The following is a 22,907-nucleotide window of genomic DNA, read 5'->3' as shown; positions in this document are numbered from 1 at the left end:
GTCGTGCTCGCACTGGCTGGCGGCGCGTTACGTACCGCGATCATCGGCGATGACAAGGGAATGCTCGGGCCGTTCATCGGCGTGGCGAGCATCCTCGCCACGGACAAACTCCTTGCGTGGATCTGCGCCCGCTTTCCGCGGATGAACCGCTTGGTCGAGGGCTTTCCGGCCATCCTTGTGAAGAGCGGCATCCGGGACGCTTCCATGCTTCGCCGGCATAACGTGCCCGACGCCGCGCTCGACCGCGCCCTCCATGCCGCGGGCCTGGAGGATGAGGCCAACGTCCGGATCGCCCGGCTGGAGCCCAATGGCAAGATCACCCTGGTGCGTGAGAAGCCTTGAGCGGCAGCCGGGCGCCGACGATGATCCGCGCTACCTTGGGTTTCTCCCGGGGCGTGATCTTGCCGCGTCGAGAGTCTGTCGCAGACCGCCACGGACCAACGCACTTAATGCATGACGCTGAGTCTCCCCTGCCCCAACACCTGGGCCTGCACAAGCGGAAGGAATCGGTGCGGAAACGGCGTCGCGATGTCGCTGGCCTCATCGAGGCGGGCCAACTGCTCGGTCGACAGCGATACCGACAGGGCATCCAGGTTTTCCTCGAACTGGGCCGCCGTGCGTGCCCCCAGGATCGGGATGACGGCGGGGGCGCTCTTTGCAAGCAACCACGCCAAGGAGACCTGCGCCGGGCTGCGTCCCACGTCGAGCGCGACGGCCTTTACCACCTCGGCGATATCGAGGTTCCGCTCGCTCAACGAGCCGACACCCGCGGCCACGGCCGCGCGGCCGCCGCTGAACATGTCCGCCCCCTTATGCGTCTCGATGTCGGCACGCGTGTACTTGCCGGACAGCACGCCATTCGCCAAAGGCGACCACGCGACGACGCCGAGGCCCAACTCGTGGGCCATGGGAATCAGGTCGTGTTCCACCGTGCGCTCCACCAGGCTGTGTTCGATCTGCAACGCCACCAGCGGCGCCCAGCCGCGAAGGTCGGCCAGCGTCTGCATGCGCGCCACCTGCCACGCGGGCGTATCGGAGATGCCTGCATAGACGATCTTGCCCGCGCGCACCAGGTCGTCGAACGCGCGCATGATTTCTTCCACCGGAGTGGTTCCGTCCCACACGTGCAGGTAGTAGAGATCGATGTAGTCGGTGCCCAGTCGCTTCAGGCTCTCTTCCACGGCACGCATCATGTTGCGCCGGTGGTTGCCGCCCGCGTTGATGTTGGACGGATCGACGTTGAGCGAATACTTGGTGGCTACCACGGCCTTGTCGCGACGCCCACGGAGGAACTCGCCCAGCAGGCGCTCCGACGTGCCGCCCGTGTAGAAGTTGGCGGTATCGATGAAGTTGCCACCCCGCTCCATGTAGAGGTCCAGCATGCGCCGGGCATCCGCTTCGGTGGCACCCCAGCCCCAGTCCTTGCCGAAGGTCATGGTGCCGATCGATACGGGGCTGACGCGCAGGCCGGACCGGCCCAGCGTGACGTAATCATTGAGTTGCTTGTTCATGGGCGGCTCCAGAAAGGGTCCCTGAAATCTAGGTAGCCGGGTCATGTAGATAAAGCTGGTAAAGGCGCATACGCTTTGAAGCCTTGCTTCACAATGGCCTACCTCATGTCGTCCGACCTGTTCCCTGCCATCGCCGCCTTCGCATGCGTCGCCCGTCATGCCAGCTTCACCCGGGCGGCCGCCGAGCTCGGCGTCTCCACGTCGGCGCTGTCGCAGACCGTACGGACCCTGGAATCGCGCCTGGGTGTCCGCCTGCTCGATCGTTCCACGCGACGCGTGGGCCTGACGGAAATCGGCCAGCGCTTCCTGGACGACGCGCTGCCGGCCCTGAGCGGCCTGGGGGCCGCCATGGCCGCGGTCACGGAGACGCGCGATGCCCCGGCGGGGCTCTTGCGGATCAACCTGCCACGCGCCGTGGCCGACATCCTGGTGATGCCTCACCTGACCGCGTTCCAGGCGCGATATCCCGACGTCGTGGTCGAACTGCACTGCGACAACCGTTTCGTGGATCTGGTGGCGGCGGGTTTCGACGCCGGCTTCCGCATGGGCGAATCGCTGGGCAAGGACGTGGTGGCGCATCCCATCGGCGGGCCGCAGCGTATCGCTACATTCGTCTCACCCGCGTACGCGCGAGCCCACGGTACACCCACCACGCCTGGGGACCTGCTGCACCATCGCTGCGTGGGCGTACGCCTGGACCATGACCGCAGCCCGATGCGATGGGACTACGTGCAGGAGGGTCGGCTCATGGAAGTGGATACCCGCCATGGCATGATCAGCAACGACGACAGCCTGCTGCTGGCGGCGGCGCTCGCGGGCAGCGGCGTCGGCTGCCACTTCGAAAGCATGGTCTCGCAGCACCTGGCGTCCGGAGCGCTCCTCCCCGTGCTACAGGACTACTGGCCAACCTTCAGCCCGTTCCACGTGTATTACCCCAGTCGCATGCACATGCCGCGCAAGCTGCGGGTGTTCGTCGACTTCCTGCGTGAGCGGCATGCGCCGAACGGCGATTAGTCGCGTCCCGAACGAAGGGTCGACATTCACCGAAGGGCACACGAATGTCACGCACGCAACCTCTCGCGACCTCGGCGAATATGAGGCCAACGCCGCGTTCGTGGATATCGCGGCGATTCCGTGATGGCAACCTGCCGGAAGCGCCGTGGAGATGTCGAACATGCGATGATCGCGCCATGATGACGACCTGCCGTATCCGCGACGCCACACCGAACGACCTGCCCGCGCTTCGCGACCTCTTTCTTTCGGCCCGTCTGCAGGCGTTTTCCTGGCTGCCGCCCGGCCTGTTTCATCTCGACGACTTCGACCTCCAGACCGAAGGCGAACGCGTCCTCGTGGCGGAATCGGCGGACCGCATCGCGGGATTCGTTTCGGTATGGGAACCGGATCACTTCATCCATCATCTGTTCGTCGACGTCGATCACCTTCGCCAAGGTATCGGGCGTGCCCTGCTGCACGCCCTGCCCGAATGGCCCGCCCGGCACTACAGGCTGAAATGCCTGGATCGAAATCAGACCGCGCTCGCGTTCTACCGATCGCAAGGCTTCGTCGAGATAGGACGGGGTGTGGGCGGCGAAGGGGACTACGTCGTATTGTCCCTCGCTCCCCGCGCGACTTGACGTACCGGTAGCCCCCAGACCGGCCATATGCCCGCACGAACAGATGAGGCGCATGTGCCCCTCATGAGAGACCATCCAGGATGGACGGAACATACGGAAGCGTTTCGTGCGCCAGGAAACCCAATCGCCCTACTCTCCGTGCCGCCATTTTGCCGGCACGGCCATGGACGGCGACCGCCCACACAGCCGCCTGCTCTAAAGAGCTGCCCCGGGCGAGCAGGCCAACGAGGATTCCGGCGAGCACATCGCCAGACCCCGACGTGCCAAGCCCAGGCGCATCGACCGCATGGACCCACGAACGCCCATCGGGTGCGGCGATCCACGTCGTTGGCCCCTTCAGCACCACGACCGCATCGAAACGGACCGCAGCGTCGGCGGCCACCTCGGCCGGATGCCGTCCGACCTCGTCGGGGCGCATACCCATGAGGTCGGCCATTTCCGGGACATGCGGAGTGATGACCAGTCTTCCTGCCGCGTGACGCAGTACGTCGGCGTGCAGGCTTCCGGCGTCCGCGACCACGAGCCGGGCCGAGCGGCTTACCTGTTCAGGTGCGGGCGATCCGCCGGTCGCCATGCCCGGTCCGACGAGCACCGCTCCAGCCTGCCGTACGAGTTCGACCATGCCCGCATCGAGCGTGCCGAGTTCTCCGTCGTCGCCGAGCTCCACCCCGGCAATACCCGCCTCGGGCATCGCCAGGCCGGTCTGGCATGCCCATGGGGCACCGGTCATGAGCATGAGTTTTCCGGCACCGGCTCGCAGGGCACCCTCTCCCGATAGCAAGGGCGCGCCCGGAACCTGTCGCGATCCGCCTACGACGACTACCCGGCCTCGGTCCTCCTTGCTCGCCCCCGGCCCAGGCAGTGGCCATCCACGGAGCAGCGAGCGGGTGACGCGCACGCCCTTCATCAGCGCGGCCCTCCCGGCACGTCACTTTCGGTGGTCACGTCCACCGTATCGAGGGTGGGTGGCAGGAACCGGCCGTGCCGAAGGGTGAACGCGACAGGAGGTCCCCTCTCGATGTCGTACTCGGCGTATCCGCAGTTGGGAAAGTCGCCTTGGGCGTCTACGGCAAGAATCTCGTCCTCGCGCATGTGCTCGAGAAGGTAGCGGAAGCAATTGACGATGACCTGATGGCCGACGACCAATACGCGGCAATCCGGCTTCGTCAGCCGGATGCCGTCGACGACGCTGCGAAGGCGGAGGATGACGTCGCACCAACTCTCCCCGCCGGGCGGCCACCTTTCCGCGGAGGATCGCGAGCGCGGCGTGAAGTCCGCGTCCGGCATCACGCGCCGCGCGCCGACGAAGCCATGACATCGGCGCATCGGGCGCGTCCGCCCCGATCGCGTTCCGGCACGGCTGATCACGGCGCCCGCGCCCCGTTCGGGTTTTCGGAGGCCTGGCCCGGCCTTCGCAAAAGGTTGACTGGATGGATGGCACAACGGACGCAGGATACGAGTGGCGACGAACGTGGAGCGTCCCGAATGAAGAGTTCTCTCATGCTTGTCGGGTTCCAGGTCTGATGCAGCCGGGCTTTTTCCGCCGTAATGGCCTCAGCATCGTCGTACTTCTCATGATGCTCGTCGCCTGGTCCGCCCAATGTGTCACCGGCTATGCCGCACATAACGAGGAACTCGTCGAACACGGTCATGCATCCCTCCGGTTCGGCGCCTACCTGGTCAGTGGCGACTTCTGGTCGGCCACGCTTGAGAACTGGGAGTCGGAATTTCTGCAGATGGGCGTGTATGTCCTGCTCACCGTGTGGCTTCGGCAGAAGGGCTCGGCTGAATCACGACCCATGGAGGACGGCGAGGAAGCCCCGTCGAAGGTGCCGGCTCACTTGCAACCGAAAGCCTGGCGCAAGGGCGGTTTCACGCGGTGGCTTTATGCCAACTCGCTGTCGCTGGCCTTCCTCACCCTTTTTCTTCTTTGCTTCTGCGGCCACCTGCTGGGTAGTTGGAGGAAGTCGATCGAGGTTGCCCGGTTGCATCACCAGCCCGTCGAGAGCCTGGTCCAGTACGCGGGCGATCCATCGTTCTGGTTCGAATCCTTTCAAAACTGGCAAAGCGAATTCCTGGCCGTCTTTTCCCTCATCGTCCTGTCGATTTTCCTACGGCAAAAGGATTCGCCGCAGTCGAAAAAGGTCGACGAGCCCAACAGCAAGACAGGAACCTGACGCACCGCCATGGGCACCATCCTTGGACCGTCCATGTCGTCGGAAACCGTTGCCGTCCATCGATGGATCCTGGGCTCGGCCTGCCCGGCGCCGACGCCGCGATAACCCGTACCCAGGGCAGACACTCCGCTCGGCTTCCAGCGGTTGTCCAAACAAGCCGTAGCGGCTCGCCGTCACTCGTGCAGACGCAGCCCCTTGGTGGCCTTCTCGATGGCCTTGCGCGACCCGCGCAGACCGATGCCGACCCATCGCGGCGCATTGGCGTCCTCGGCCAGGAACACGGCACGGTTGGCGTCGTCGTCCAGCGTTTCGAACATGGCTTCGACATACACGGCGCGCGTCATGTCGCGTTCCATGGCCACCCGGTGGGCGTGGTCGAGCTGCGCGGCATCGGCGGAGAAAATCAGCATCGGCTGCGCGAGAAGACGGGCGTATTCGCGACCGGCCGCGTCGCGGTAGACGTCGGTGCCCATCGCTTCAGGCGACGCGCCGGCGATGCCGGTGGCAAGGAAGGCCGCCACGTTGAGCTTTTGCCACGTCAACAGGTCGTTCCGGATCAGGATGGCCACCCTCGTATCGAACGCCGTCATCTCACGCTCCGCGCTACATTAGGAACATGCAGTAGAGTCCCGAATGCCATTCATTGAAAGAGGCGATGAGCAAAATGCCAAGGGATTCGAAAGATATTTTGCCGAAGGGCAGCCCGGCGGCACGACTCGATGCCATCGACCGAAAATTATTAGGCGCGCTGGCCGAAGACGCGTCGCTCAGCTATGCCGCACTCGCCGAGCGCTTGCACTTGTCCGCCCCTGCCCTGCACGAACGGGTGAAGCGCCTGCGGCGCGACGGGGTGATCAAGGGAACGGTGGCCGTACTCGATGGACCCAGCATCGGCAGGCCGCTGCTGGCGTTCGTCCATGTCGATACCACCAGCTGGGCCGTCACCCGTCAGCTGCTGGCCCTCAAGGCATTCCCCGAAGTCGAAGAGATCCATACGGTCACGGGCGAAAGCGCCATGCTGCTGAAGGTGCGCACGGCCGACACGCGCGGCCTGGAGCACCTGCTCGAACGTATCCACGCCATGGAAGGATTCAAGGGCACGCGCAGCTACATCGCGCTGTCCACCTACCTCGAACGAGGGCCGGGCGCGGAAGATCCGTTGGCGACGGGAGGTACCGATCCGTAACCCGTCCCCGCACCGCAGGCGGATGGCAATCGCGGGTTTCGCGCGGCGGCCCATCGTCGTGCGACTGCGGTAGCCTCGACGCTGCGCCGGCGATCGCCGTCCGGCGATTCGGGGGACGAATGGGGATGGTCAAACCGGGCTCGCAACCACCTCGTGCGCATTGGCGACAGTCACGGGCCTTGGTTTGGCCATGCTCGGCTCTTCCGCAATGCGGATCGCGTCCATCGGAATGGTCGGCATGCCTCCCATAGTTGCTCTGTTTCATAGGGTGGCGGCGCCCTCGAAATCACACTTTCTCAAAGCGAGGGATCCGAAGCCTCGTTCCAGATGGCAGCGCCTTGCTGGTGTGAGTCGACGCCCCGGAAAAAAGCATCGGCCCATGTTTGATAGTCTGGGCTGTCCATACCGGCATATTCGAGGAGCTTGGGTCGGTGAACGGCAAAGCCCCTGGTTGACTGCCGGTGGCGATAAGGTACGACCATGGTCGCCGATGAACCCGGCGCACCATACGCCCGGATGTCGATGAACAACGCGTCGGTCTTCCCGGACTCGAGGGTGATGTAACCGTCGTACACCAGTACCGCGCAGGCTCGGTCATAGGCATCGGCCTCGAGTTGTCGCTTACCCTCCTCGACCCCTTCCTCCAGTCGATTCGCGACAAGGCGGGACATTGAACGGACGCCGCTACGATCGAGATGCGCCAGCATCGGCACGAGTGCCTCGCCCTCCGATACGCACCACACCGCATGGGCGGCGAAGAAGCCCGCGAGTTCGATTGCCTGTTCCATCAATTCCTCCTGAGCGTGCCCGCTTGGCATGCCATTCATCTCGCCTCGCTCGGGACTTTCCTGCCGGTCCATGACGAGGATGTTTTTATCGGGTCTTGCCATGAGGTCCCCGCCCGACCTAGATGCCTCGCTTGCACCGCTCCGGCGATCGCCTGGCCCGTCCGACAGGACGACATCACCCTCTGGTGGCTGAGGACAACGTCTTCGATGGCATGAGGTATAGGTCGTGACTCGTGGAGATACGTCATCGAATCGGCTGGACCGACGATTGCTACCGTGCGCCCTCCGAACCGGCCCGGTCTCCGCTACGCGGTGCCAACAGCGTCGAGAGGCGGTCCGGTCGGCCGTCTATTCGACGAAGCACGGGATACCTCGCGCCGCCATGGTAATCGAGCGTCACCTCCCGTCGTTTTCCGGTTCGCTCGACGGTCAGCGCGACGGGCGTGTCGGAGGATGCCGCGACCGCGTGGAGCAGCGCGTCGGTCGAGAAGGACGACGTGCCCACGCGTACGACGCGTTCTCCCGGAGCCAGGCCCGCCTTGAAGCCGGGTCCGTCCCAGACGACGGTGCGCAGCCGCCCTCTGTCGTCGACCGACAGGCCGACGGAGTACCTGAGATCCGTGGCCCCCGATTCGGCTTCGTCCTGCGCGAAGGTGTCCGTCGGGCGGTCCGCGAAAGCCAGTGTCCAACCGAGACGGTCGAGTCCGTCCAGGACGCGTGCGTCCTTCGCGTGCAATAGTCCTTCGAGGTAAACCTTCCAGTCGAGTTGGCCCCATCGCGCCAGCGTGGCGCATAGGTCGTCGAAGGTGTAAGGCGAAGGCGTGCGCGTCGCCGAGGCCACGTCGAAGAACGTCCGTGCGAACTGGTCGATTCCCGTCGTGCCGTGGCTCAGGTCTTGCAGGCGGGCATGCACGGTGAGCCACAGGAGCACGCCTTCGCCGTAGTAATCCTTGCGCCGCTGCCATTCCGGCCAGACCAACGCGCGTCCCGACAGATAAAGGGGGTCGTTGGTGGTGTCCTCGAGATCCTTCCATCGACGACCGACCGCCAGTTGCACCGATGCCGCATCCATCGCCAGTTTGTCCCGGGTCTGCGCCATCGTGCGCATGCCGCTTCGGGCGGCGAGCACGCGCCCCCAGAATTCGGTCTGTCCTTCGTAAACCCATAGCAGGCTGTTTTGCAGTGGCATGTTGGGCGTCGCCGCATCCGCATCGGCCGGAACGCGAAAGCGCCCGTTCCATGCATGGACATGCTCGTGCGCGATGAGGTCCCTGTTGTTGAGCTGCCGATCGGGCTGGGTGAAATAGGCGGCCGGCAGGTTGACCTCGGTGGAAGACACGTGCTGGAGCCCACCCGGCGCAAGGTCGTCGTCGAGTGCGATCAAGGCATCGAAGCTTCGATACGGTGCGCGCCCGAACACCGCATAGGTCTCGGCCAGCATGCGCCTGAGACCGGACGACTCGTCGTCCGGCACGGCCAGGCCCGCTTCGTCGGCAGCGATGAGGTCGAAACGCACCGTGGTGCCGTCGTGTCCGTACGGGAGGACGATGGTGCGCAGATGCCTGGCGAGCATGACCGGCGTATCCAGGAGTGTGCCTAGCGCGACTCGCCCGAAGCGGGCCCGTCCGTCGGTTCGTTCGGCCAGGGGGAGCGCCGTCGCGCTGGCCAGGCCCTTCGGCCAGAACAACGTGGCGTCGACCGGCACGCAGCGTACGGGCCATCCGGAGGGATACAGCACCAGGTGCTGCCACGCCACGCGAATGCGGTCGTCGGAAACGATGCCGTCTTCGAGCCGGGTCAGGTACTGGAACGCGACGTGCACCGTTCGCGCGCCGGTCGGTACGTCGAGGTGAAACGCATGCGGGTCCTGGGGATCGCGGCGCCATGCCAACGGCACACCGTCCACGTCGATGCCGAGACCCGCCAGGTTAGCCGCCGACACCGTCCGGCTGTGACTCGACAACTCCCATTCCGGGTAAAGCAGGGTCATCGGGCCAGGGCGTTCGACCGGAATGGTTTCGCTGATCCGGAAAAGCGCGTGGTCGGTGTCGCGCGCGTCGACGACCAGATCGAGATGACCGGGGTAAGAACGGGCGCCCGCTTCCGATGCTCGCGCAGGCCGCGCGGCATCCGCGTCGGGGAACCTGACGCATTCGTCCGCCGAAGCGTGATCCATCATGCCGCAGCCGACGATCATCGCGACCGCGGCAAGGTAAGAACGTCGCATCGGGTAGCCGCCCCTTTCGTTGGAAAGGCCGGAGTATGCCGTCGCGCCCGCGGAACCGTAATGTGCCTCTGACCCACCTCGTCGCGACATTCGCGCGTCGTGGCATCCCGCAAGGTCAGGCCTGATGGGGCGACTGACCTTCTACTGCCAACCACTCGACGAACGCGCCGGCTCCCGCGCTGCCGCCGAGATGGCGAGGTACCACCGCCACGTAGCCGGGCCGCGATACGCGGATGTCGGGCAACGGGGTGATCAACCGGCCCGCGGCCACGTCGATCGACAGCAACGGCAGCGGCCCGATGCCCAGGCCCAGCCCATCCTCGACCGCGCGCTGGGTGACGAAGAAATGATCGAAAACGCGCCTGGAATGGTCGGGACGCGGAGGAAGGCCAGCGACCGCCAGCCAGTCGGCCCAATCCCCGGCGCGCGTCTCACTGGCCAGCCAGGGATGATTCGCCACGTCGGCCAGGGTGAGCACGGGGCTCCGTGCGAAAAGGCCGGGGCTCATGATGAGCGTGTCGCCATCGTCGAGTACCGGCACGATATCGTGTTCCGGCCACGCATGCGCCCGATGGTTCGCGCGACGGATCGCGATGTCGACACCGCCGCGCAGGTCTTCCTGCACCGTGGATACCGTCGTCACGACCACCTCCATGTCGGGATATCGCGCATGGAACCGATCAAGGCGGGGAATCAACCAGCGCATGGCGAACGTGGTGGGAGCACTCACGCGCAAGAGGCGTCGCGTGCCCGGTCGGCCGCACGCCGCCGCTGCACGCGCCACGCGCTCGAACGAATGGGCCACTTCGGCCGCGAACACCTTCGCCATCGGCGTGGCGACCATGCGACGACCGTCCTTCGCGAAGAGCCGCTGCCCCAACCACCGCTCCAACGCCGCGACATGCCGGCTTACGGCACCGTGGGTGATGCCCAGTTCCGCGGCGGCGTCGGCATAGCTGCCGGTGCGGGCCGCCACTTCGAAGACCCGAAGCGCGTTCAAGGGAGGAAGTGCTTGATCCATGCGTGAGTAAAAATCACGTAATGCGTGATTTCAGGCCATCTTGTTGAATAGAAAGCACGTATCTACCATGCCGCCATGGTCATCACAACCGCCCTCGCCTCCGATACGGCGGCGCGCCCTGACGCCGCCAGCCCGCCCACCCGCAGCCTCGTCGGCGCCTGCCTGGCCCACGCCATCCATGACGGCTATACGGACGGCCTGTACGCGTTCCTGCCCGTCTGGCAGGCCCAGTTCGGGTTGTCCTACGCGGCGCTGGCCCTGGTTCGTGCGCTTTACTACGGGACGATGGGTGCGCTCCAAGTACCCGCCAATCTCGTTTTGCGTCGCCGGTCGCACCGCTTCGCGCTGGTGTCTTCCATCGTGCTCGCCGCGAGCGGCCTCGCCGTGGTGGCGCTGCCGCTCGGGCTCGCGGGACTTTGCGTGGGGCTGGTGATCGCGGGCATGGGCTCGAGCATCCAGCATCCCCGCGCGTCGGCCTTGGTCGACGACGCATACGGCTCCGCCGCCCAGGGGCCCCTGGGCATCTACAATTTTTCCGGCGACCTCGGCAAGGCGATCCTCCCCGCGCTGATCGCCCTCCTGCTGCCGATCATCGCCTGGCATGACGTGATGTGGCTGCTGGTGGCGCTGGGCGCGGTGGTTTGCATCGCGGTAGCCGCGCTGACGCCGCGACGACGATACGCGCAAGGCATGGCGACGCACTCATCGAGGGCTGGCGGCCGCGACGGCTTCGCCTTGCTCACGCTCATCGGCGCACTCGATACGGCCGTTCGCATGGGCTTCCTGCTTTTCCTCCCGTTCCTCGTCAGGGAAAAGGGCGGCGCCTCGGCGACCGTCGGCATCGCCCTGGCGCTGCTGTTCATCGGTGGCGCGCTCGGCAAGGTCACCTGCAGCTGGCTCGGCACGCGTTTCGGCGCGATCGGTTGCGTCGCGGCGACCGAAGCGGCCACCGCGATCCTGATCGTGGCGGTGTTGCTCCTGCCGTTATCCGTCACGCTCTGCCTCCTTCCGTTGCTGGGCATCGCGCTCAACGGAACGTCGTCGGTTCTTTACGCGGCCGTCCCGACACTGACACGACGCGACACGGCACGTGCCTTCGCGATCTTTTACACGGCGGTGATCGGCTCGGGAGGCCTCGCGCCCGTCGCGTTCGGCGCGCTGGCCGACCACATGGGCAAGACCGCGGCGATGCTCGCGGCGGCGGCGACGGCCCTGGTCATCCTGCCTCTCGTCGCGATGTTGCGGCGCCCCCTTTCCCAAGCGAGGATTCCCGAATGAATACCGCCCATCCGGCACCCGTCATGCTCGTTACCGGCGGAAGCCGAGGTATCGGAGCGGCGACGGCGAGACTGGCCGCCGCCCGCGGATATGACGTCGCCATCAGCTACGTCGAGCGCGAAGCGGCAGCGCGTGAGGTGATCGCCGACGTCGAGGCATGTGGCCGGCGCGGCATCGCCGTGCAGGCCGACAACGCCGACGCGGCCGACGTCACGCGACTGTTCGCCACGCTGGATCGGGAACTGGGACCCATCGACGTGCTCGTCAACAACGCATCCGTCCTGGGACTGCAATCGCGCTTCGAGGATCTCGCACCCGATCGCATCCGGGACATCTTCGCGGTCAACGCCATCGGCAGCATGCTTTGCGCGCAGGAGGCGGTCAAACGGATGTCCTTCCGCCATGGCGGCAAGGGAGGCGCCATCGTGAACGTTTCATCCGCGGCGGCGCGGTTGGGAAGTCCCTTCGAGTACGTCGATTACGCGGCATCCAAGGGTGCGCTGGAGACGTTCACCACGGGTCTCGCCAAGGAGGTCGCGAAAGAAGGCATCCGCGTCAACGCCGTTCGACCCGGTCACATCTACACCGAGATGCACGCGAGCGGCGGCGAGCCGGACAGGGTCGACCGCGTCAAGGCCACCATTCCCATGGGGCGCGGCGGCCAGCCGGAGGAAGTGGCGCGAGCCATCCTTTGGCTGGCAGGCGACGAGGCATCGTTCGTCACGGGTACGTTCCTCGACGCCACCGGCGGCAAATAGGACCTCGAGGGCCGGTCTCGGTTGACAGATCCCCCATCTTGTAACATCGTAAGTTACATGAAGAGAGATAGCCGCCTGTCGTCCGTCCTGCATGCGCTGTTGCACATGACCGAACAGGACGGCCCCGTCACCTCGGAGGCCCTGGCCGAATGCATGGGCACCCATCCCGTGGTCGTCCGTCGCACCATGGGATACCTGCGCGATGCGGGCATCGTCACGTCCGGACGAGGGCATGCGGGCGGGTGGCGCATCCAGGCCGACCTCGACGCCGTCACGCTACGACAGTTGCACGAAGCCCTCGGTGAACCGGCCATGTTCGCCATCGGCCACCACGACGAAGCGCCCGACTGCCTGGTCGAGCAGGCGGTGAATGCCGCTCTCGAAGGCACGCTGGCCGAAGCGGAAGCCCTCCTGCTCCAGCGATTCTCGGAAATCACCCTCGCCGACCTGGCTGCCGACTTCGCGCGCCGTCACGCGGCATCACGGCGCAAGAGGACATGAGCATGCATCACGACGTCATCGTCATCGGTGGGAGCTACTCGGGCATGGCGGCCGCCCTGCAACTCGTGCGGTCCCATAAATCCGTGCTGGTGATCGACGCGGGCGAAAGACGCAACCGTTTCGCGAGGCATTCGCACGGTTTCCTCAGCCGGGACGGCGCGGATGCCGCCGACATCGCTGCCACGGCACGACGCCAGCTCGAGGCGTATCCGACCCTGTCCTGGATCGACGGGCGCGTCGAAGCCATCGACGGAACGCCGGGCGATTTCACCGTCACCCTGGCGGGAGGCGGCATGCGCCAAGGGCGCCGTGTCCTGCTGGCCACGGGCGTGATCGATCAATTGCCACCCGTTGCCGGGCTTGCCGAACGATGGGGCAAGTCGGTGTTTCATTGCCCGTATTGCCATGGCTACGAGCTCGGCAGGAGCCGTCTCGGCGTGATCGCCACCGGCCCGGTGTCGCTGCACCAGGCGCATTTCCTCACCGAATGGGGCGAGGTCACGCTGCTGGTGAACCAGGCCTTGTCGCTGGGCGCGGAGGATCGATCGACGCTGGAACACGCGGGCGTGACGATCGAGGACGCGCCGATCACGACGCTCGAGGGACATGCCGACGTGCGAACGGTCGACGGTCGGCTTTTGCGCTTTGCGGGTCTCTTCGTCGCTGCGCGTTGCACGCCTTCCGGTTCACTCGCCGAGGCCGCGGGTTGTGCACTTGAAGACATGCCCATGGGCATGGGCCGGCAGATTCGCATCGATGCGGAACACAAGACCTCCGTACCCGGTGTCTTCGCGTGCGGCGACGTGGCACGCTTTCCCCATTCGGTATCGCTCGCCGTGGCCCACGGTGCCTGGGCCGGTGCCCAGATCCACCGCTCGCTGTTCGAATCGAGGATCGCCGAGGCCGTGCGAGAGGACATCGCCTCCCCATGAACGTGTTTTCCGACCGGACCGCCGTATCGACGTATGCCCGCAACGCCGCGCGGATGGTGCCCGGCCTGAGCGACCTGCCGAAGATGGCCGGCGCGCTGTTGGCCGAGTACGCACCCGATGATGCGCGCATCCTGGTACTCGGCGCCGGCGGAGGACTCGAGTTGAAGGCATTTGCAGAGATGCAGCCCGGTTGGCGCTTCGACGGCGTGGATCCTTCGGCCGACATGCTCGATCTGGCCCGCACGACGCTCGGACCGCTCGCTTCCGCCGTACGCTGGCACGAGGGATACGTCGACACGGCGCCGTCCGGGCCGTTCGATGGCGCGACCAGTCTTCTGACGTTGCATTTTCTTCCTCGCACCCAACGCCTCGATACCCTCAAGCAACTGCATGCGCGGCTCAAGCCGGGCGCCCCGCTGGTCATCGTCCACCACAGTTTTTCCGATAGCGGCCCTGGGCAGGATACGTGGCTGAAGCGCAACGCCGCTTTTTCGGTCGCGTCCGGCATGTCCCCGGCGCAAGCCGGAAACATCCTCACGCTCAGGGAACGGCTACCCGTGCTTTCGCCTCAGCAGGATATCGAACTGATCCAGGAAGCAGGGTTTGCCGACGTGGACATGTTCTACTGCGCGTTTACCTTCAAGGGCTGGGTGGCATACAGGCGATAAGCCGTTCGCTCACCGTCGGCCGACTTCCATCGACGTATGCCTATCATCCTCCCATGAACAACAATCTGGCCTGCGCCCTCGATCGGCTCGCCGATGGCGAAAATGCGATTCCCCCACTGGAAATGGCCGCCCGGGAGGGTTCGGTGATGGCCGCGGCCATCCTCGACCATCTGGCGGGAGACGACGAACGACGGGCGTACGATACACCGCACGCGTTCGAGATCTTCATCCGCGCGGGAGGCAATCCGCCGCTCTATGAGTCGGTCAGCACGGCGCTGGCACGTCTTTATGAACGTTTCGCGCCACGCCGCCTGCTCGACATCGGCGCCGGCGACGGCATGGCCCTGCTACCCGCGCTGAACGCGACATCGCGCAGGCCGCATACCGTCGACGTGGTGGAACCCTCCGCCGAACTGCTTGCCCGCCTGCGGCCACAGCTTTCCGCCGGGACGGCAAGGCAACAGACCTTCCAGGCATTCGCGTCCCGCCTGGCGTCCGGACAGCCATGGGACATGGCGCAAGCGACGTTCTCGTTGCAATCCATACCATCGGTCGAGCGGCTCGAAGCCCTGAAGCGGCTACGCTCGCACGTCACGCGTCTCGTCGTCGTGGAATTCGACGTACCGGTCTTCGACGATGCCCGTGATCGCCATGCCTCGCTCGCCCGCCGCTACGAGCAGGCGGCACGGGAGTACCGCGAACAGGCGCCGCTCGTGGCCGGCGGCTTCCTCGCGCCCATGTTGCTGGGGCAGTTGCAGGCGACCACCCCGTCGAATTTCGAGCAACCCATCGCCGCCTGGCAAGACGAGATCACCCGGGCGGGCTATCGGATCGCGTCGGCGACCCACCTGCACGACTACAGCTGGGCGCCGGCCTGGCTCATCGTCGCGGAAGCCTGAGCCCTATCGCGAGGTCAGGGTGCCTTTCGCGCACGCGCCGACATGGCGGCAGATCGGACGGGCCACCTCGACGGGAGATTCCCTCGCCGGGACGTGGCCATACCAGGGATGCATCCCGCCGCCGTCGACCTGGGGATCATGCGCCAGGCGGCAGGATAGCGGTCCACCCTGGTCGTGGGAGGTGCACCGTGACGCCGCTGGACAAACCGCTCAAACGCGAACTGATCGTCAGCCGCCAGTCCTATACGCTGACGATCGATCCCGAGGGACTCAAACTGGTCGAAAAGGGCAAACGCAAGGGGCTGGAGCTGTCATGGAAAGACCTGCTTTCCGGCGATGCGGGCCTGGCGGCGGCACTGCAGGCGTCCGTCCCCCGCTGACATCCGCGGCGCATCCGCCATGAGCGTTCATCCCACGAACTGCTCGACCATCAGATCGATGAAGACCCTCACCTTCCGTGGCAGATGTTGGCCCTGCGGACGCACGACGAAGATGCCTACCGGCGGAAGCGAGTAGTTCGTCATGATGGGCACCAGCGCGCCGCGCGCGAGGTAGGGTTCGGCGGCGACGTCGCCCAGCGCGGCGATTCCGATGCCTGCCGCCGCCGCTTCGGCGAGGGCGAATGCACTGTCCGCCTTGAAGCGGCCTTGGGGGTGCACGGTGAAGGTGGTCTCCCCCTCGCGAAAATGCCAGGGATCCGTACCTGGCGTGATGGCCGCGTGCCTGGCCACGTCCCACGGGCCGTTCGGCTCGCCGTGTTCAGCGACATACGCGGGACTTGCATAAAGCCGGACCGGTACCTCGCCGACCTTTCTCGCCACGAGGCTGGAGTCGTGCAGGTATCCCACCCGCACGCCGCAATCGAATCCTTCGGCCACCAGATCGACGTAACGATCGTTGAAGCGCGTATGGACCTGCAAGGCCGCGTGCCGTCGCGCCAGTTCGGCAAGCGTCGGCGCGAGCTGGGCGGCGAACGACGCGGGAGCGGCGATGCGAAGCAATCCGTGCAGCTGGCCGCCGGGCGACATCTCCTCGCGCGCACCGTCGAGGATCGTGCATACGTTCGCCGCGTGCTCCAGGAAACGCGTGCCCGCTTCCGTCAAGGCCGCGCCCCGCGTGGTCCGGGCAAGGAGTTGTACCCCCAGTTGCTCCTCCAGACGCAGCAGACGGCGGCTGACGATCGACTTCGCCAGCCCGAGCCGACGCGCCGCCGAATTGACGCCTCCGGCGTTCGCTACCTCGACGAAGGCCCGCAGATCATCGATATCCATCGGCGCACCGTTCCGAAAAGAGGTACACCTTAGCAAACCGGGTGACTCACCCGCCGCGAGAAAGCCATCTTTCTGCCAGATCAGGCGCAGGGTGTTCCTCGTTCCGCGACACCGCGTGGCAAATTCGATGGCTAGTGAGAGCTCATTCCCCGGGGCATCTTTCTCCCATCCCGTCCCTTCCGCCGGACGCAACCATCGAGGAGCCCGCCATGACCACCCCCAACAAGCCCCGGATCGCCGTCATCATCGGATCCACCCGCGCCTCCCGCTTCGCGGACGTGCCGGCGCAATGGATGCTGCGTCAGGCGCAGGCCCGCCAGGACATGGATGTCGAACTGGTCGACCTGCGCGAGTTCGACCTTCCGTTTTTCGACGAGATCGCGTCCAACGCCTATGTGCCGAGCCAGAGCCCGCAGGCCATTCGCTGGCAGGAGACGATCGGCCGCTTCGACGGCTTCATCTTCGTCGTCGCCGAATACAACCACTCGATGACGGGAGCGCTGAAAAACGCACTCGACCAGGCCTACGCGGAATGGAATCGCAAGCCGTTCACCGCCATCGGCTACGGTGGCGTCGGCGCCGCGCGCGCCATCGAACACCTGCGCATGGTCGGCATCGAGATGCACATGGTGTCCACCCATGCCGCCGTCCACATCGGCGGCAGCGATTTCTTCACCATCTTCCCCGCGGTGGGCAACCAGCCCATCGAGTCGATCGAACAGAGCCTGCTGCCGTCGGCCACGGTCGCGCTCGACGAATTGGCGTGGTGGGCGAAGGCCACCATGGCAGCGAGAAAGGAAACGGCCTGACCACCCATGCGGTCGGCCCCCGTTACGAACGAATCCGGCTGCGCGGGCGCGGCGGCGTACCCCATGCCACCCGAACGCTGCACAATGCACCCGAAGGCTACCGCGACCGGATACGACGATGAACGACACCTACCCCATTGGCCACGTCCTGACGGGCCCCGTGGCACCGCTCGGCGACGGTGGGGCCATGAGCGGCATGCACAAGCGTCCCGTGCATGAAACCGTACGCGTTACGCCGACGGGGCTGGCGACGGATGCGCAGGCCGATCTGAAGGTGCACGGGGGACCGGAAAAGGCCATCCATCACTATCCCTTCGACCACTACGCGGCATGGCGCGACGAACTGCCTCCGCGCGCCCTGCTCGACCAAGCCGGCGCTTTCGGCGAAAACCTTTCCACCACCGGTCTGGTGGAAACGAACGTCGCCGTGGGCGACATCTTCCGGCTCGGCACCGCCGTGCTGCAGGTGAGCCAGGGAAGGCAGCCCTGCTGGAAGCTCAACCTGCGTTTCGATACGAAGGACATGGCGCTGCGGCTGCAGCAGTCGGGTCGCACGGGGTGGTACTACCGCGTACTCGAAGAAGGCGATGTACGTCCGGGCGACGCACTCGAACGGATCGACCGCGTCACGCCCGAATGGACCATCGAACGCATCTGGCGCATTTTCTACGTCGACCGGCTCGACTACGCGTCGCTCCTGGCGATGTCCGAATTGCCGACGCTCGCCGAAGGCTGGCGTCGGCACGCACGGCGACGCCTGGAATCGAAAAGCGTCGAAGACTGGAGCAAGCGACTGCATGGGCAAGCTCCGGCGCAAGACTGACGCCGGACGGCGAGAGATCATCAGGGGAAGCTCGTCGCCGTCGATACTTGATATCGACAAGGATGTTTGCGCGACCATGGCGCGAGCATGCCGCCGAATCGGCAAGCCGCGCGAACTGTGATACCTGTCGTGAAACCTTATTGAAATGAAATGATAAACGTTTTTCCTTGGGAGCCAGGGGGAACACGTACGTTCATTTCAACCTTCATCTAAGGGCAGATACATGAAGACGTTCGGAACGAAGTACCTCGTAATTTCTTGCGCCATCGCAGGCATCGGCGCCGCGGCGGCGATGCCTGTCGTCGCTTCGCAGGAATCGTTCGACATCGCCGCGGCCGCGCGCGCCCAGGCGCTGACGTCCTGGGAAGACACGATCAAGCAGCAGGCGCCTTCCGTCGAAGGCTGCTTCACCGCCTCGTTTCCGAGTGCGGGATGGCAGGCCGAACGCTGCGAAGCGCCACCGAGCTTCGTCTCGGTACCGCCCGCGACGAACGGCAACGGCCTGACCACGTCGGCTCGTTCCGTGAGCGCGGACAGCGTGTTCCAGGTCGGTAACGGCGTCGACTACGCCGCGCAGACCCGCAACCTCACCCGCTCGGCCGTCGGCACGTTCCCGACCGTGAGCGGCGTGACGACCGGCACCGCCGACTACTCGTTGCAGATCAACACCAACATCGGAAGCAATCCGACGACCTGCACCCAGTTCGGCTATTCGTCGTGCCAGACCTGGGAGCAGTTCATCTACTCCACCGACAGCGACGGCAGCCCGAGCAACGGTCGCACGCCGGTGGCCTTCATCCAGGACTGGTTCTTCGCCGGCAGCGCGTCGCAGTACAACTCGGTGGGCTGCCCATCCGGCTGGTACTCGTATCCGCAGCAGTACGCCTGCTACCGCAACAGCAACGCCGTCAGCGTGCCGCTGGTGCCCGTCAACCAGATCGGTACGATCAAGCTCACGGGCTCGGCCACGTCCGGTGGGGTGGACACGGTGACCTTCACGGTCAACGGAACCGCCCACAGCGTGAGCCAGAGTGCCACCACGCTGAACATCAACAAGATCTGGAAGCTGTCGGAGTTCAACATCTTCGGCAACGGCAGCGACAATCCGGTGGTGTCCTTCAACCGCGGCTCGAGCGTGACGGTGAACCTGGCCGTCAACGACGGCAGCACCAACGCCCCGAGCTGCCTCGGCAACGCCGGGCAGACGTACGAACAGAACAACCTCACGCTGGGATCCTGCACCGCCACCGGCGGTTCGACGCCGCACATCAGCTTCGTCGAAAGCAACTGATCGATCGACGACCGGCCCGGGAAGGACTCTCCTTCCCGGGCTTTTCATGGGCCGCCCGCCGGCGCGTTGACCGCCAACTGGGAGGCGAAGGCCCGACGGTAGGCCGGCCGCTCCTCACCGCGGGCGACATAACGCGCCAGGTTCGGGTATTCGTCCAGAACACCCGACATCCTCAGCCTCAACAACACCGACACCATCAGCAGGTCGCCGACGCTGAACGCGCCGTCCAGCCATTCGCCTTCTCCCAGCCGCGCGGAAAGCGGCGTGAGCCGGGCGCGGATGCGATCCATCACCAGCGGCAGGCGCTCGGGGCTCCAGGGTTTGTCGCCCTCGAACACCTTCACGGTGACGAGTTCGAGGATCGGCGGCTCCACCGTGTTCAGCGCGGCGAACATCCACGTGATCGCGCGCGCCCGCGCCGCGGCATCCTCCGGCAACAGGCCCGCGTGGCGCTGCGCGATGTGGAAGACGATCGACCCCGTCTCGAAAAGGGTCAGGTCGCCCTCCTCGTAGGTGGGAATCTGCCCGAACGGGTGACGTGCCAGATGCGCCGGCTTCTTCATGTCGGCAAAGGACACCAGCCTCACCTCATAAGGCTGCCCCGCCTCTTCGAGCGCCCAGCGAACGCGCGTATCCCGCGCCAGTCCCTTTCCACCGTCGGGGGAACGTTCAAAAGCGGTAATCGTGATGGTCATCGCGCATCTCCGTTGGGTCTTGGGGCGCCGTGCGGATCCCCTCGTCAGTACGTCGAACGAGCCGGTCGGGAATCGACATGGCCCGACACGACGGCCCGCTCCACGTCGTGTTCGGCGGGGCTCGTGGATCGTTCCTCCATCCCGAAGCGTTTTTACGGCAAAGCATGTCGGCTTGGACGTGACGCCCTGCGGAAAAATGGCCATCACGTACCTGTCGCCCGTGATGGCGGAGGGCCGTCGATCGCGACGAAAACCCCATGAAAAAAGGCCTCTTTTGTTGGGCACGGCGCCGATCCGGCGTGTCCGCCATGAAAGGCCTCATTGCTTTACCGTCCTTTAACGGACCTTGCCATCCACTCGCCCACGGCACGCGAATCGACGCGTGCCGCAACAGGGGAAATGTGCACTGCCGATCGCGTACCCGCTACGTCGCGGGTTCCGTGTCGCCGCTGGCTTATCGGGCAGGACATGCCACGCACGCTTCGCCTACGAGTGGTGACGCTCCGTCCGACGACGGGGCGGCCATGGTTTGCCAACCATTCAAGGACAGGGTCGATTGCGATGAAAGTCAAATACACGTTTTCTCCAACGCAACGCAAATATGGCATGTTCCCCCTGATCGCGGGCGTATCGCTTTTTTCGATGACGCAGATACTCGTCGCCGCCGACAACCGACCGTCGACGCCCACCGCCCTGCCGACGCTGACGCCGCAGATTCCCCTGGAAGTCACCTCCACCAAAAATCCTCCCACGCTCGATTCGCTGCAACACGACTTCGACGTCTTCTCCTGGCAGTCGTTCATCGCGCTCAATTGGCCGGCCAATGCCGACGGCACGCCCAACACGGGCGTCACCATCGGGCAGGCCACCAATAGCCCGGTGGTATGGGAAAGCTACCGGGAAAGCCGGGACATTTTCCTTCCCGGCGGCGCCCCACCCGCACCCTGGGGGCAGGAAAGCCCGCTTCCCCCGGTCTGCAAGAACATCGATGCCAAGCATCTCCCGCCCGGGACGATGCACCTGACCCAGGTCGGAAAAACTCCCAACGTGCTCGACGAGAGCGGCGAGCCGTTCAAGACCGGGCCATTGATCGACCAGAACGGCCAGTACGCACGCTTCGCCATCCTCACCAACGAGCAGATGTTCGACTACATCGACACCAACAAGCTCTATTCCAAGAGTGGGCAGAAGGCCTTCGACGCGAATGCCGACTTCCCGTCGAGCAACACGAAGAGCAACCAGGTCGGCTCCATCATGATCAAGACGTCGTGGGTGAAGATGGGCGGCAAGTTCGACCCCGCGAAGTTCTACACCACCTACGCCCTGGTCTACGACAACCCGGCGGAGGAACCCGGCGTCAAGCCTTCGTGCGTGCTTACCCAGGTGGGCCTGGTCGGATTCCACATCGCCCACAAGACGGCGAGTGAACCCCAATGGGTGTGGTCCACGTTCGAACACGTGAACAACGCGCCTACCGCGGGGCAGAAGCCGACGTTGCCGGCATACAACTTCTTCAATGCGACCTGCACCTCCTGCAAGGTCAACGAACCGCCGCCGCGCCCCTGGAACCCCGGCACCGCCTATACCCAGCCCACGCAGATCGAGCGAGTGATCGCCATCACGCCCGATGCCCAGCAGCTCAACGCCGCGTATCACCAGGCGCTGGCGGCGGTCTCCGCCGATTCGGTCTGGCTCAATTACGAGCTGGTCAGCACGCAGTGGCCGACCAACGCGAAGAGCAAGACCGACCCCACCGGGGTGCCGGCACCGTCCTTCCTCGCCAACACCACGCTGGAATCGTACATCCAGGGCCACGTCAAGCAGACCTCGAGCAGTTGCATGGCCTGCCACAACAACGCCACGACGACGACGGGGAATTTCTCCGACTTCACCTACCTGCTTCAACGCGCCCAGTAGTCTCGAGGAGACATGCCATGAGCAACGATATGGACAACTTCGTCGGCCTCAGCGTCGTGCTGACGGGGTTCAGCCGGGAGGTGCTTGCACCCGACCTGGATCCGGTGGACATCAAATCCGAATACCTGCCGGTCTTCACGGCGAACGTCACGAAAGAAAGCGGCGATCCGTCGCTGGTCGCCGACATCTTCCAGAAGTACGCCATGCTTCAGTCCCAGACGCTCACGCCGCAGCAGATCGGCGAAGCCATGCTCGACCCGGCCAACGGCGAGGCCTTCGTGCTGGCCTGCCGCAAGCTGATCTTCATGTGGTACGCGGGCGCGTGGCCGACCATCGTTCCGGCGTCGGCCACTGCCCAGGCAAGCACGGTGAGCGACCTGATTTCAGCGAAGGCATATACGGCGAGCCTGGTCTGGCAGGTCATGCAATCCCATCCGATGGGCGATTCCAATTACCGCTACGGCTATTGGAACAAGCCACCGGTTCCGCTCAGCGATTACACGGGCCAATGAGGAGATCAC

26 protein-coding genes are annotated in these 22,907 nt (G+C 65.2%); 17 read left to right on the top strand and 9 right to left on the bottom strand.

Annotated elements, in window-relative coordinates; translation table 11 throughout:
* Positions 1 to 3 precede the first annotated feature (3 nt).
* The gene (locus tag L2Y94_RS08870) at positions 4 to 342 is read left to right on the top strand and encodes a YetF domain-containing protein (RefSeq protein WP_247374426.1); all 339 of its coding nucleotides are present in this window, start codon (positions 4 to 6) and stop codon (positions 340 to 342) included.
* A 104-nt stretch (positions 343 to 446) separates the two neighbouring features.
* On the opposite strand, the gene L2Y94_RS08865 is transcribed toward L2Y94_RS08870, so the two are convergent.
* On the bottom strand, positions 447 to 1,511 hold the full coding sequence (locus tag L2Y94_RS08865; RefSeq protein ID WP_247374424.1) for an aldo/keto reductase: 1,065 nt from the start codon (positions 1,509 to 1,511) through the stop codon (positions 447 to 449).
* 105 nt (positions 1,512 to 1,616) lie between these two features.
* On the opposite strand from L2Y94_RS08865, the gene L2Y94_RS08860 reads away from it, so the two are divergent.
* On the top strand, positions 1,617 to 2,525 hold the full coding sequence (locus tag L2Y94_RS08860; protein ID WP_247374423.1) for a LysR family transcriptional regulator: 909 nt from the start codon (positions 1,617 to 1,619) through the stop codon (positions 2,523 to 2,525).
* Positions 2,526 to 2,569: 44 nt separating this feature from the next.
* On the top strand, positions 2,570 to 3,145 hold the full coding sequence (locus tag L2Y94_RS08855; protein WP_247374421.1) for a GNAT family N-acetyltransferase: 576 nt from the start codon (positions 2,570 to 2,572) through the stop codon (positions 3,143 to 3,145).
* 61 nt (positions 3,146 to 3,206) lie between these two features.
* On the opposite strand, the gene L2Y94_RS08850 is transcribed toward L2Y94_RS08855, so the two are convergent.
* Together L2Y94_RS08850 and L2Y94_RS08845 are read right to left on the bottom strand one after the other, a co-directional pair.
* Positions 3,207 to 4,052 (bottom strand): NAD(P)H-hydrate dehydratase, encoded by an 846-nt coding sequence (locus L2Y94_RS08850; RefSeq protein ID WP_247374419.1) that lies wholly within the window; start codon positions 4,050 to 4,052, stop codon positions 3,207 to 3,209.
* Positions 4,052 to 4,513 (bottom strand): histidine phosphatase family protein, encoded by a 462-nt coding sequence (locus L2Y94_RS08845; RefSeq protein WP_247374417.1) that lies wholly within the window; start codon positions 4,511 to 4,513, stop codon positions 4,052 to 4,054. The genes L2Y94_RS08850 and L2Y94_RS08845 overlap by 1 nt, the downstream gene beginning before the upstream one ends.
* Before the next feature lie 155 nt (positions 4,514 to 4,668).
* On the opposite strand from L2Y94_RS08845, the gene L2Y94_RS08840 reads away from it, so the two are divergent.
* A complete protein-coding gene (locus L2Y94_RS08840) occupies positions 4,669 to 5,322 on the top strand; it encodes a DUF6766 family protein (RefSeq protein ID WP_247375186.1) in 654 nt (217 codons plus the stop codon).
* 173 nt (positions 5,323 to 5,495) lie between these two features.
* On the opposite strand, the gene L2Y94_RS08835 is transcribed toward L2Y94_RS08840, so the two are convergent.
* Positions 5,496 to 5,912, bottom strand: coding sequence for a DUF2000 family protein (locus L2Y94_RS08835; protein ID WP_247374414.1), 417 nt, complete (start codon positions 5,910 to 5,912; stop codon positions 5,496 to 5,498).
* A 65-nt stretch (positions 5,913 to 5,977) separates the two neighbouring features.
* Between L2Y94_RS08835 and L2Y94_RS08830 the strand changes: the two genes are divergently transcribed.
* On the top strand, positions 5,978 to 6,508 hold the full coding sequence (locus L2Y94_RS08830) for an Lrp/AsnC family transcriptional regulator (protein WP_247374412.1): 531 nt from the start codon (positions 5,978 to 5,980) through the stop codon (positions 6,506 to 6,508).
* A gap of 296 nt (positions 6,509 to 6,804) precedes the next feature.
* Here L2Y94_RS08830 and L2Y94_RS08825 read toward each other — a convergent pair whose 3' ends face one another.
* The 3 genes from L2Y94_RS08825 to L2Y94_RS08815 form a co-directional block, all read right to left on the bottom strand.
* Complete coding sequence (locus tag L2Y94_RS08825) at positions 6,805 to 7,398, bottom strand: hypothetical protein (RefSeq protein ID WP_247374409.1); 594 nt, start codon at positions 7,396 to 7,398, stop codon at positions 6,805 to 6,807.
* A gap of 169 nt (positions 7,399 to 7,567) precedes the next feature.
* Positions 7,568 to 9,523, bottom strand: coding sequence for a M61 family metallopeptidase (locus L2Y94_RS08820; protein ID WP_247374407.1), 1,956 nt, complete (start codon positions 9,521 to 9,523; stop codon positions 7,568 to 7,570).
* 115 nt (positions 9,524 to 9,638) lie between these two features.
* Complete coding sequence (locus tag L2Y94_RS08815) at positions 9,639 to 10,523, bottom strand: LysR substrate-binding domain-containing protein (RefSeq protein ID WP_247374404.1); 885 nt, start codon at positions 10,521 to 10,523, stop codon at positions 9,639 to 9,641.
* Between the two features lie 96 nt (positions 10,524 to 10,619).
* On the opposite strand from L2Y94_RS08815, the gene L2Y94_RS08810 reads away from it, so the two are divergent.
* The 7 genes from L2Y94_RS08810 (at position 10,620) to L2Y94_RS08780 (ending at position 15,960) form a co-directional block, all read left to right on the top strand.
* The gene (locus L2Y94_RS08810; protein WP_247374401.1) at positions 10,620 to 11,822 is read left to right on the top strand and encodes an MFS transporter; all 1,203 of its coding nucleotides are present in this window, start codon (positions 10,620 to 10,622) and stop codon (positions 11,820 to 11,822) included.
* On the top strand, positions 11,819 to 12,580 hold the full coding sequence (locus tag L2Y94_RS08805) for an SDR family oxidoreductase (RefSeq protein WP_247374400.1): 762 nt from the start codon (positions 11,819 to 11,821) through the stop codon (positions 12,578 to 12,580). Before L2Y94_RS08810 ends, L2Y94_RS08805 begins: the two co-directional genes overlap by 4 nt.
* A gap of 57 nt (positions 12,581 to 12,637) precedes the next feature.
* A complete protein-coding gene (locus L2Y94_RS08800) occupies positions 12,638 to 13,081 on the top strand; it encodes an Rrf2 family transcriptional regulator (protein ID WP_247374398.1) in 444 nt (147 codons plus the stop codon).
* Positions 13,078 to 14,013, top strand: a complete 936-nt coding sequence (locus tag L2Y94_RS08795; RefSeq protein WP_425602446.1) for an NAD(P)/FAD-dependent oxidoreductase — start codon at positions 13,078 to 13,080, stop codon at positions 14,011 to 14,013. Before L2Y94_RS08800 ends, L2Y94_RS08795 begins: the two co-directional genes overlap by 4 nt.
* Entirely contained in the window at positions 14,010 to 14,681 is a 672-nt protein-coding gene (locus L2Y94_RS08790; RefSeq protein ID WP_247374396.1) for a class I SAM-dependent methyltransferase, read from the top strand. The genes L2Y94_RS08795 and L2Y94_RS08790 overlap by 4 nt, the downstream gene beginning before the upstream one ends.
* A 53-nt stretch (positions 14,682 to 14,734) precedes the next feature.
* Positions 14,735 to 15,580, top strand: a complete 846-nt coding sequence (locus L2Y94_RS08785) for a class I SAM-dependent methyltransferase (RefSeq protein ID WP_247374394.1) — start codon at positions 14,735 to 14,737, stop codon at positions 15,578 to 15,580.
* A gap of 188 nt (positions 15,581 to 15,768) precedes the next feature.
* Positions 15,769 to 15,960: a hypothetical protein gene (locus L2Y94_RS08780; protein WP_247374391.1), complete on the top strand. Its 192-nt coding sequence runs from the start codon at positions 15,769 to 15,771 to the stop codon at positions 15,958 to 15,960.
* 27 nt (positions 15,961 to 15,987) lie between these two features.
* On the opposite strand, the gene L2Y94_RS08775 is transcribed toward L2Y94_RS08780, so the two are convergent.
* A complete protein-coding gene (locus tag L2Y94_RS08775; protein WP_247374388.1) occupies positions 15,988 to 16,851 on the bottom strand; it encodes a LysR family transcriptional regulator in 864 nt (287 codons plus the stop codon).
* Positions 16,852 to 17,060: 209 nt separating this feature from the next.
* On the opposite strand from L2Y94_RS08775, the gene L2Y94_RS08770 reads away from it, so the two are divergent.
* The 3 genes from L2Y94_RS08770 (at position 17,061) to L2Y94_RS08760 (ending at position 19,774) form a co-directional block, all read left to right on the top strand.
* Positions 17,061 to 17,660 (top strand): NADPH-dependent FMN reductase, encoded by a 600-nt coding sequence (locus L2Y94_RS08770; protein WP_247374385.1) that lies wholly within the window; start codon positions 17,061 to 17,063, stop codon positions 17,658 to 17,660.
* A 118-nt stretch (positions 17,661 to 17,778) separates the two neighbouring features.
* Complete coding sequence (locus L2Y94_RS08765) at positions 17,779 to 18,483, top strand: MOSC domain-containing protein (protein ID WP_247374383.1); 705 nt, start codon at positions 17,779 to 17,781, stop codon at positions 18,481 to 18,483.
* A 223-nt stretch (positions 18,484 to 18,706) separates the two neighbouring features.
* Positions 18,707 to 19,774, top strand: a complete 1,068-nt coding sequence (locus L2Y94_RS08760; protein ID WP_247374381.1) for a hypothetical protein — start codon at positions 18,707 to 18,709, stop codon at positions 19,772 to 19,774.
* Positions 19,775 to 19,818: 44 nt separating this feature from the next.
* On the opposite strand, the gene L2Y94_RS08755 is transcribed toward L2Y94_RS08760, so the two are convergent.
* Entirely contained in the window at positions 19,819 to 20,469 is a 651-nt protein-coding gene (locus L2Y94_RS08755; RefSeq protein ID WP_247374380.1) for a glutathione S-transferase family protein, read from the bottom strand.
* 606 nt (positions 20,470 to 21,075) lie between these two features.
* Between L2Y94_RS08755 and L2Y94_RS08750 the strand changes: the two genes are divergently transcribed.
* Both L2Y94_RS08750 and L2Y94_RS08745 read left to right on the top strand, forming a co-directional pair.
* Positions 21,076 to 22,386 carry a hypothetical protein gene (locus tag L2Y94_RS08750; protein ID WP_247374378.1) on the top strand — a complete coding sequence of 437 codons (1,311 nt, stop codon included), beginning with the start codon at positions 21,076 to 21,078 and terminating at the stop codon, positions 22,384 to 22,386.
* A gap of 17 nt (positions 22,387 to 22,403) precedes the next feature.
* The gene (locus L2Y94_RS08745; protein WP_247374376.1) at positions 22,404 to 22,898 is read left to right on the top strand and encodes a hypothetical protein; all 495 of its coding nucleotides are present in this window, start codon (positions 22,404 to 22,406) and stop codon (positions 22,896 to 22,898) included.
* Positions 22,899 to 22,907 lie beyond the last annotated feature (9 nt).

Source organism: Luteibacter aegosomatis (assembly GCF_023078455.1).
Classification (GTDB): domain Bacteria; phylum Pseudomonadota; class Gammaproteobacteria; order Xanthomonadales; family Rhodanobacteraceae; genus Luteibacter; species Luteibacter aegosomatis.
This window is presented reverse-complemented; position numbering and strand designations above follow the sequence as displayed.

Coding starts and splice junctions, on each gene's coding strand:
- L2Y94_RS08865 (WP_247374424.1), bottom strand. CDS start 1,511: ATGAACAAGCAACTCAATGATTACGTCACGCTGGGCCGGTCCGGCCTG.
- L2Y94_RS08860 (WP_247374423.1), top strand. CDS start 1,617: ATGTCGTCCGACCTGTTCCCTGCCATCGCCGCCTTCGCATGCGTCGCC.
- L2Y94_RS08855 (WP_247374421.1), top strand. CDS start 2,570: ATGTCACGCACGCAACCTCTCGCGACCTCGGCGAATATGAGGCCAACG.
- L2Y94_RS08850 (WP_247374419.1), bottom strand. CDS start 4,052: ATGAAGGGCGTGCGCGTCACCCGCTCGCTGCTCCGTGGATGGCCACTG.
- L2Y94_RS08840 (WP_247375186.1), top strand. CDS start 4,669: ATGCAGCCGGGCTTTTTCCGCCGTAATGGCCTCAGCATCGTCGTACTT.
- L2Y94_RS08835 (WP_247374414.1), bottom strand. CDS start 5,912: ATGACGGCGTTCGATACGAGGGTGGCCATCCTGATCCGGAACGACCTG.
- L2Y94_RS08830 (WP_247374412.1), top strand. CDS start 5,978: ATGAGCAAAATGCCAAGGGATTCGAAAGATATTTTGCCGAAGGGCAGC.
- L2Y94_RS08825 (WP_247374409.1), bottom strand. CDS start 7,398: ATGGCAAGACCCGATAAAAACATCCTCGTCATGGACCGGCAGGAAAGT.
- L2Y94_RS08820 (WP_247374407.1), bottom strand. CDS start 9,523: ATGCGACGTTCTTACCTTGCCGCGGTCGCGATGATCGTCGGCTGCGGC.
- L2Y94_RS08810 (WP_247374401.1), top strand. CDS start 10,620: ATGGTCATCACAACCGCCCTCGCCTCCGATACGGCGGCGCGCCCTGAC.
- L2Y94_RS08805 (WP_247374400.1), top strand. CDS start 11,819: ATGAATACCGCCCATCCGGCACCCGTCATGCTCGTTACCGGCGGAAGC.
- L2Y94_RS08800 (WP_247374398.1), top strand. CDS start 12,638: ATGAAGAGAGATAGCCGCCTGTCGTCCGTCCTGCATGCGCTGTTGCAC.
- L2Y94_RS08795 (WP_425602446.1), top strand. CDS start 13,078: ATGAGCATGCATCACGACGTCATCGTCATCGGTGGGAGCTACTCGGGC.
- L2Y94_RS08790 (WP_247374396.1), top strand. CDS start 14,010: ATGAACGTGTTTTCCGACCGGACCGCCGTATCGACGTATGCCCGCAAC.
- L2Y94_RS08785 (WP_247374394.1), top strand. CDS start 14,735: ATGAACAACAATCTGGCCTGCGCCCTCGATCGGCTCGCCGATGGCGAA.
- L2Y94_RS08775 (WP_247374388.1), bottom strand. CDS start 16,851: ATGGATATCGATGATCTGCGGGCCTTCGTCGAGGTAGCGAACGCCGGA.
- L2Y94_RS08770 (WP_247374385.1), top strand. CDS start 17,061: ATGACCACCCCCAACAAGCCCCGGATCGCCGTCATCATCGGATCCACC.
- L2Y94_RS08765 (WP_247374383.1), top strand. CDS start 17,779: ATGAACGACACCTACCCCATTGGCCACGTCCTGACGGGCCCCGTGGCA.
- L2Y94_RS08760 (WP_247374381.1), top strand. CDS start 18,707: ATGAAGACGTTCGGAACGAAGTACCTCGTAATTTCTTGCGCCATCGCA.
- L2Y94_RS08755 (WP_247374380.1), bottom strand. CDS start 20,469: ATGACCATCACGATTACCGCTTTTGAACGTTCCCCCGACGGTGGAAAG.
- L2Y94_RS08750 (WP_247374378.1), top strand. CDS start 21,076: ATGTTCCCCCTGATCGCGGGCGTATCGCTTTTTTCGATGACGCAGATA.
- L2Y94_RS08745 (WP_247374376.1), top strand. CDS start 22,404: ATGAGCAACGATATGGACAACTTCGTCGGCCTCAGCGTCGTGCTGACG.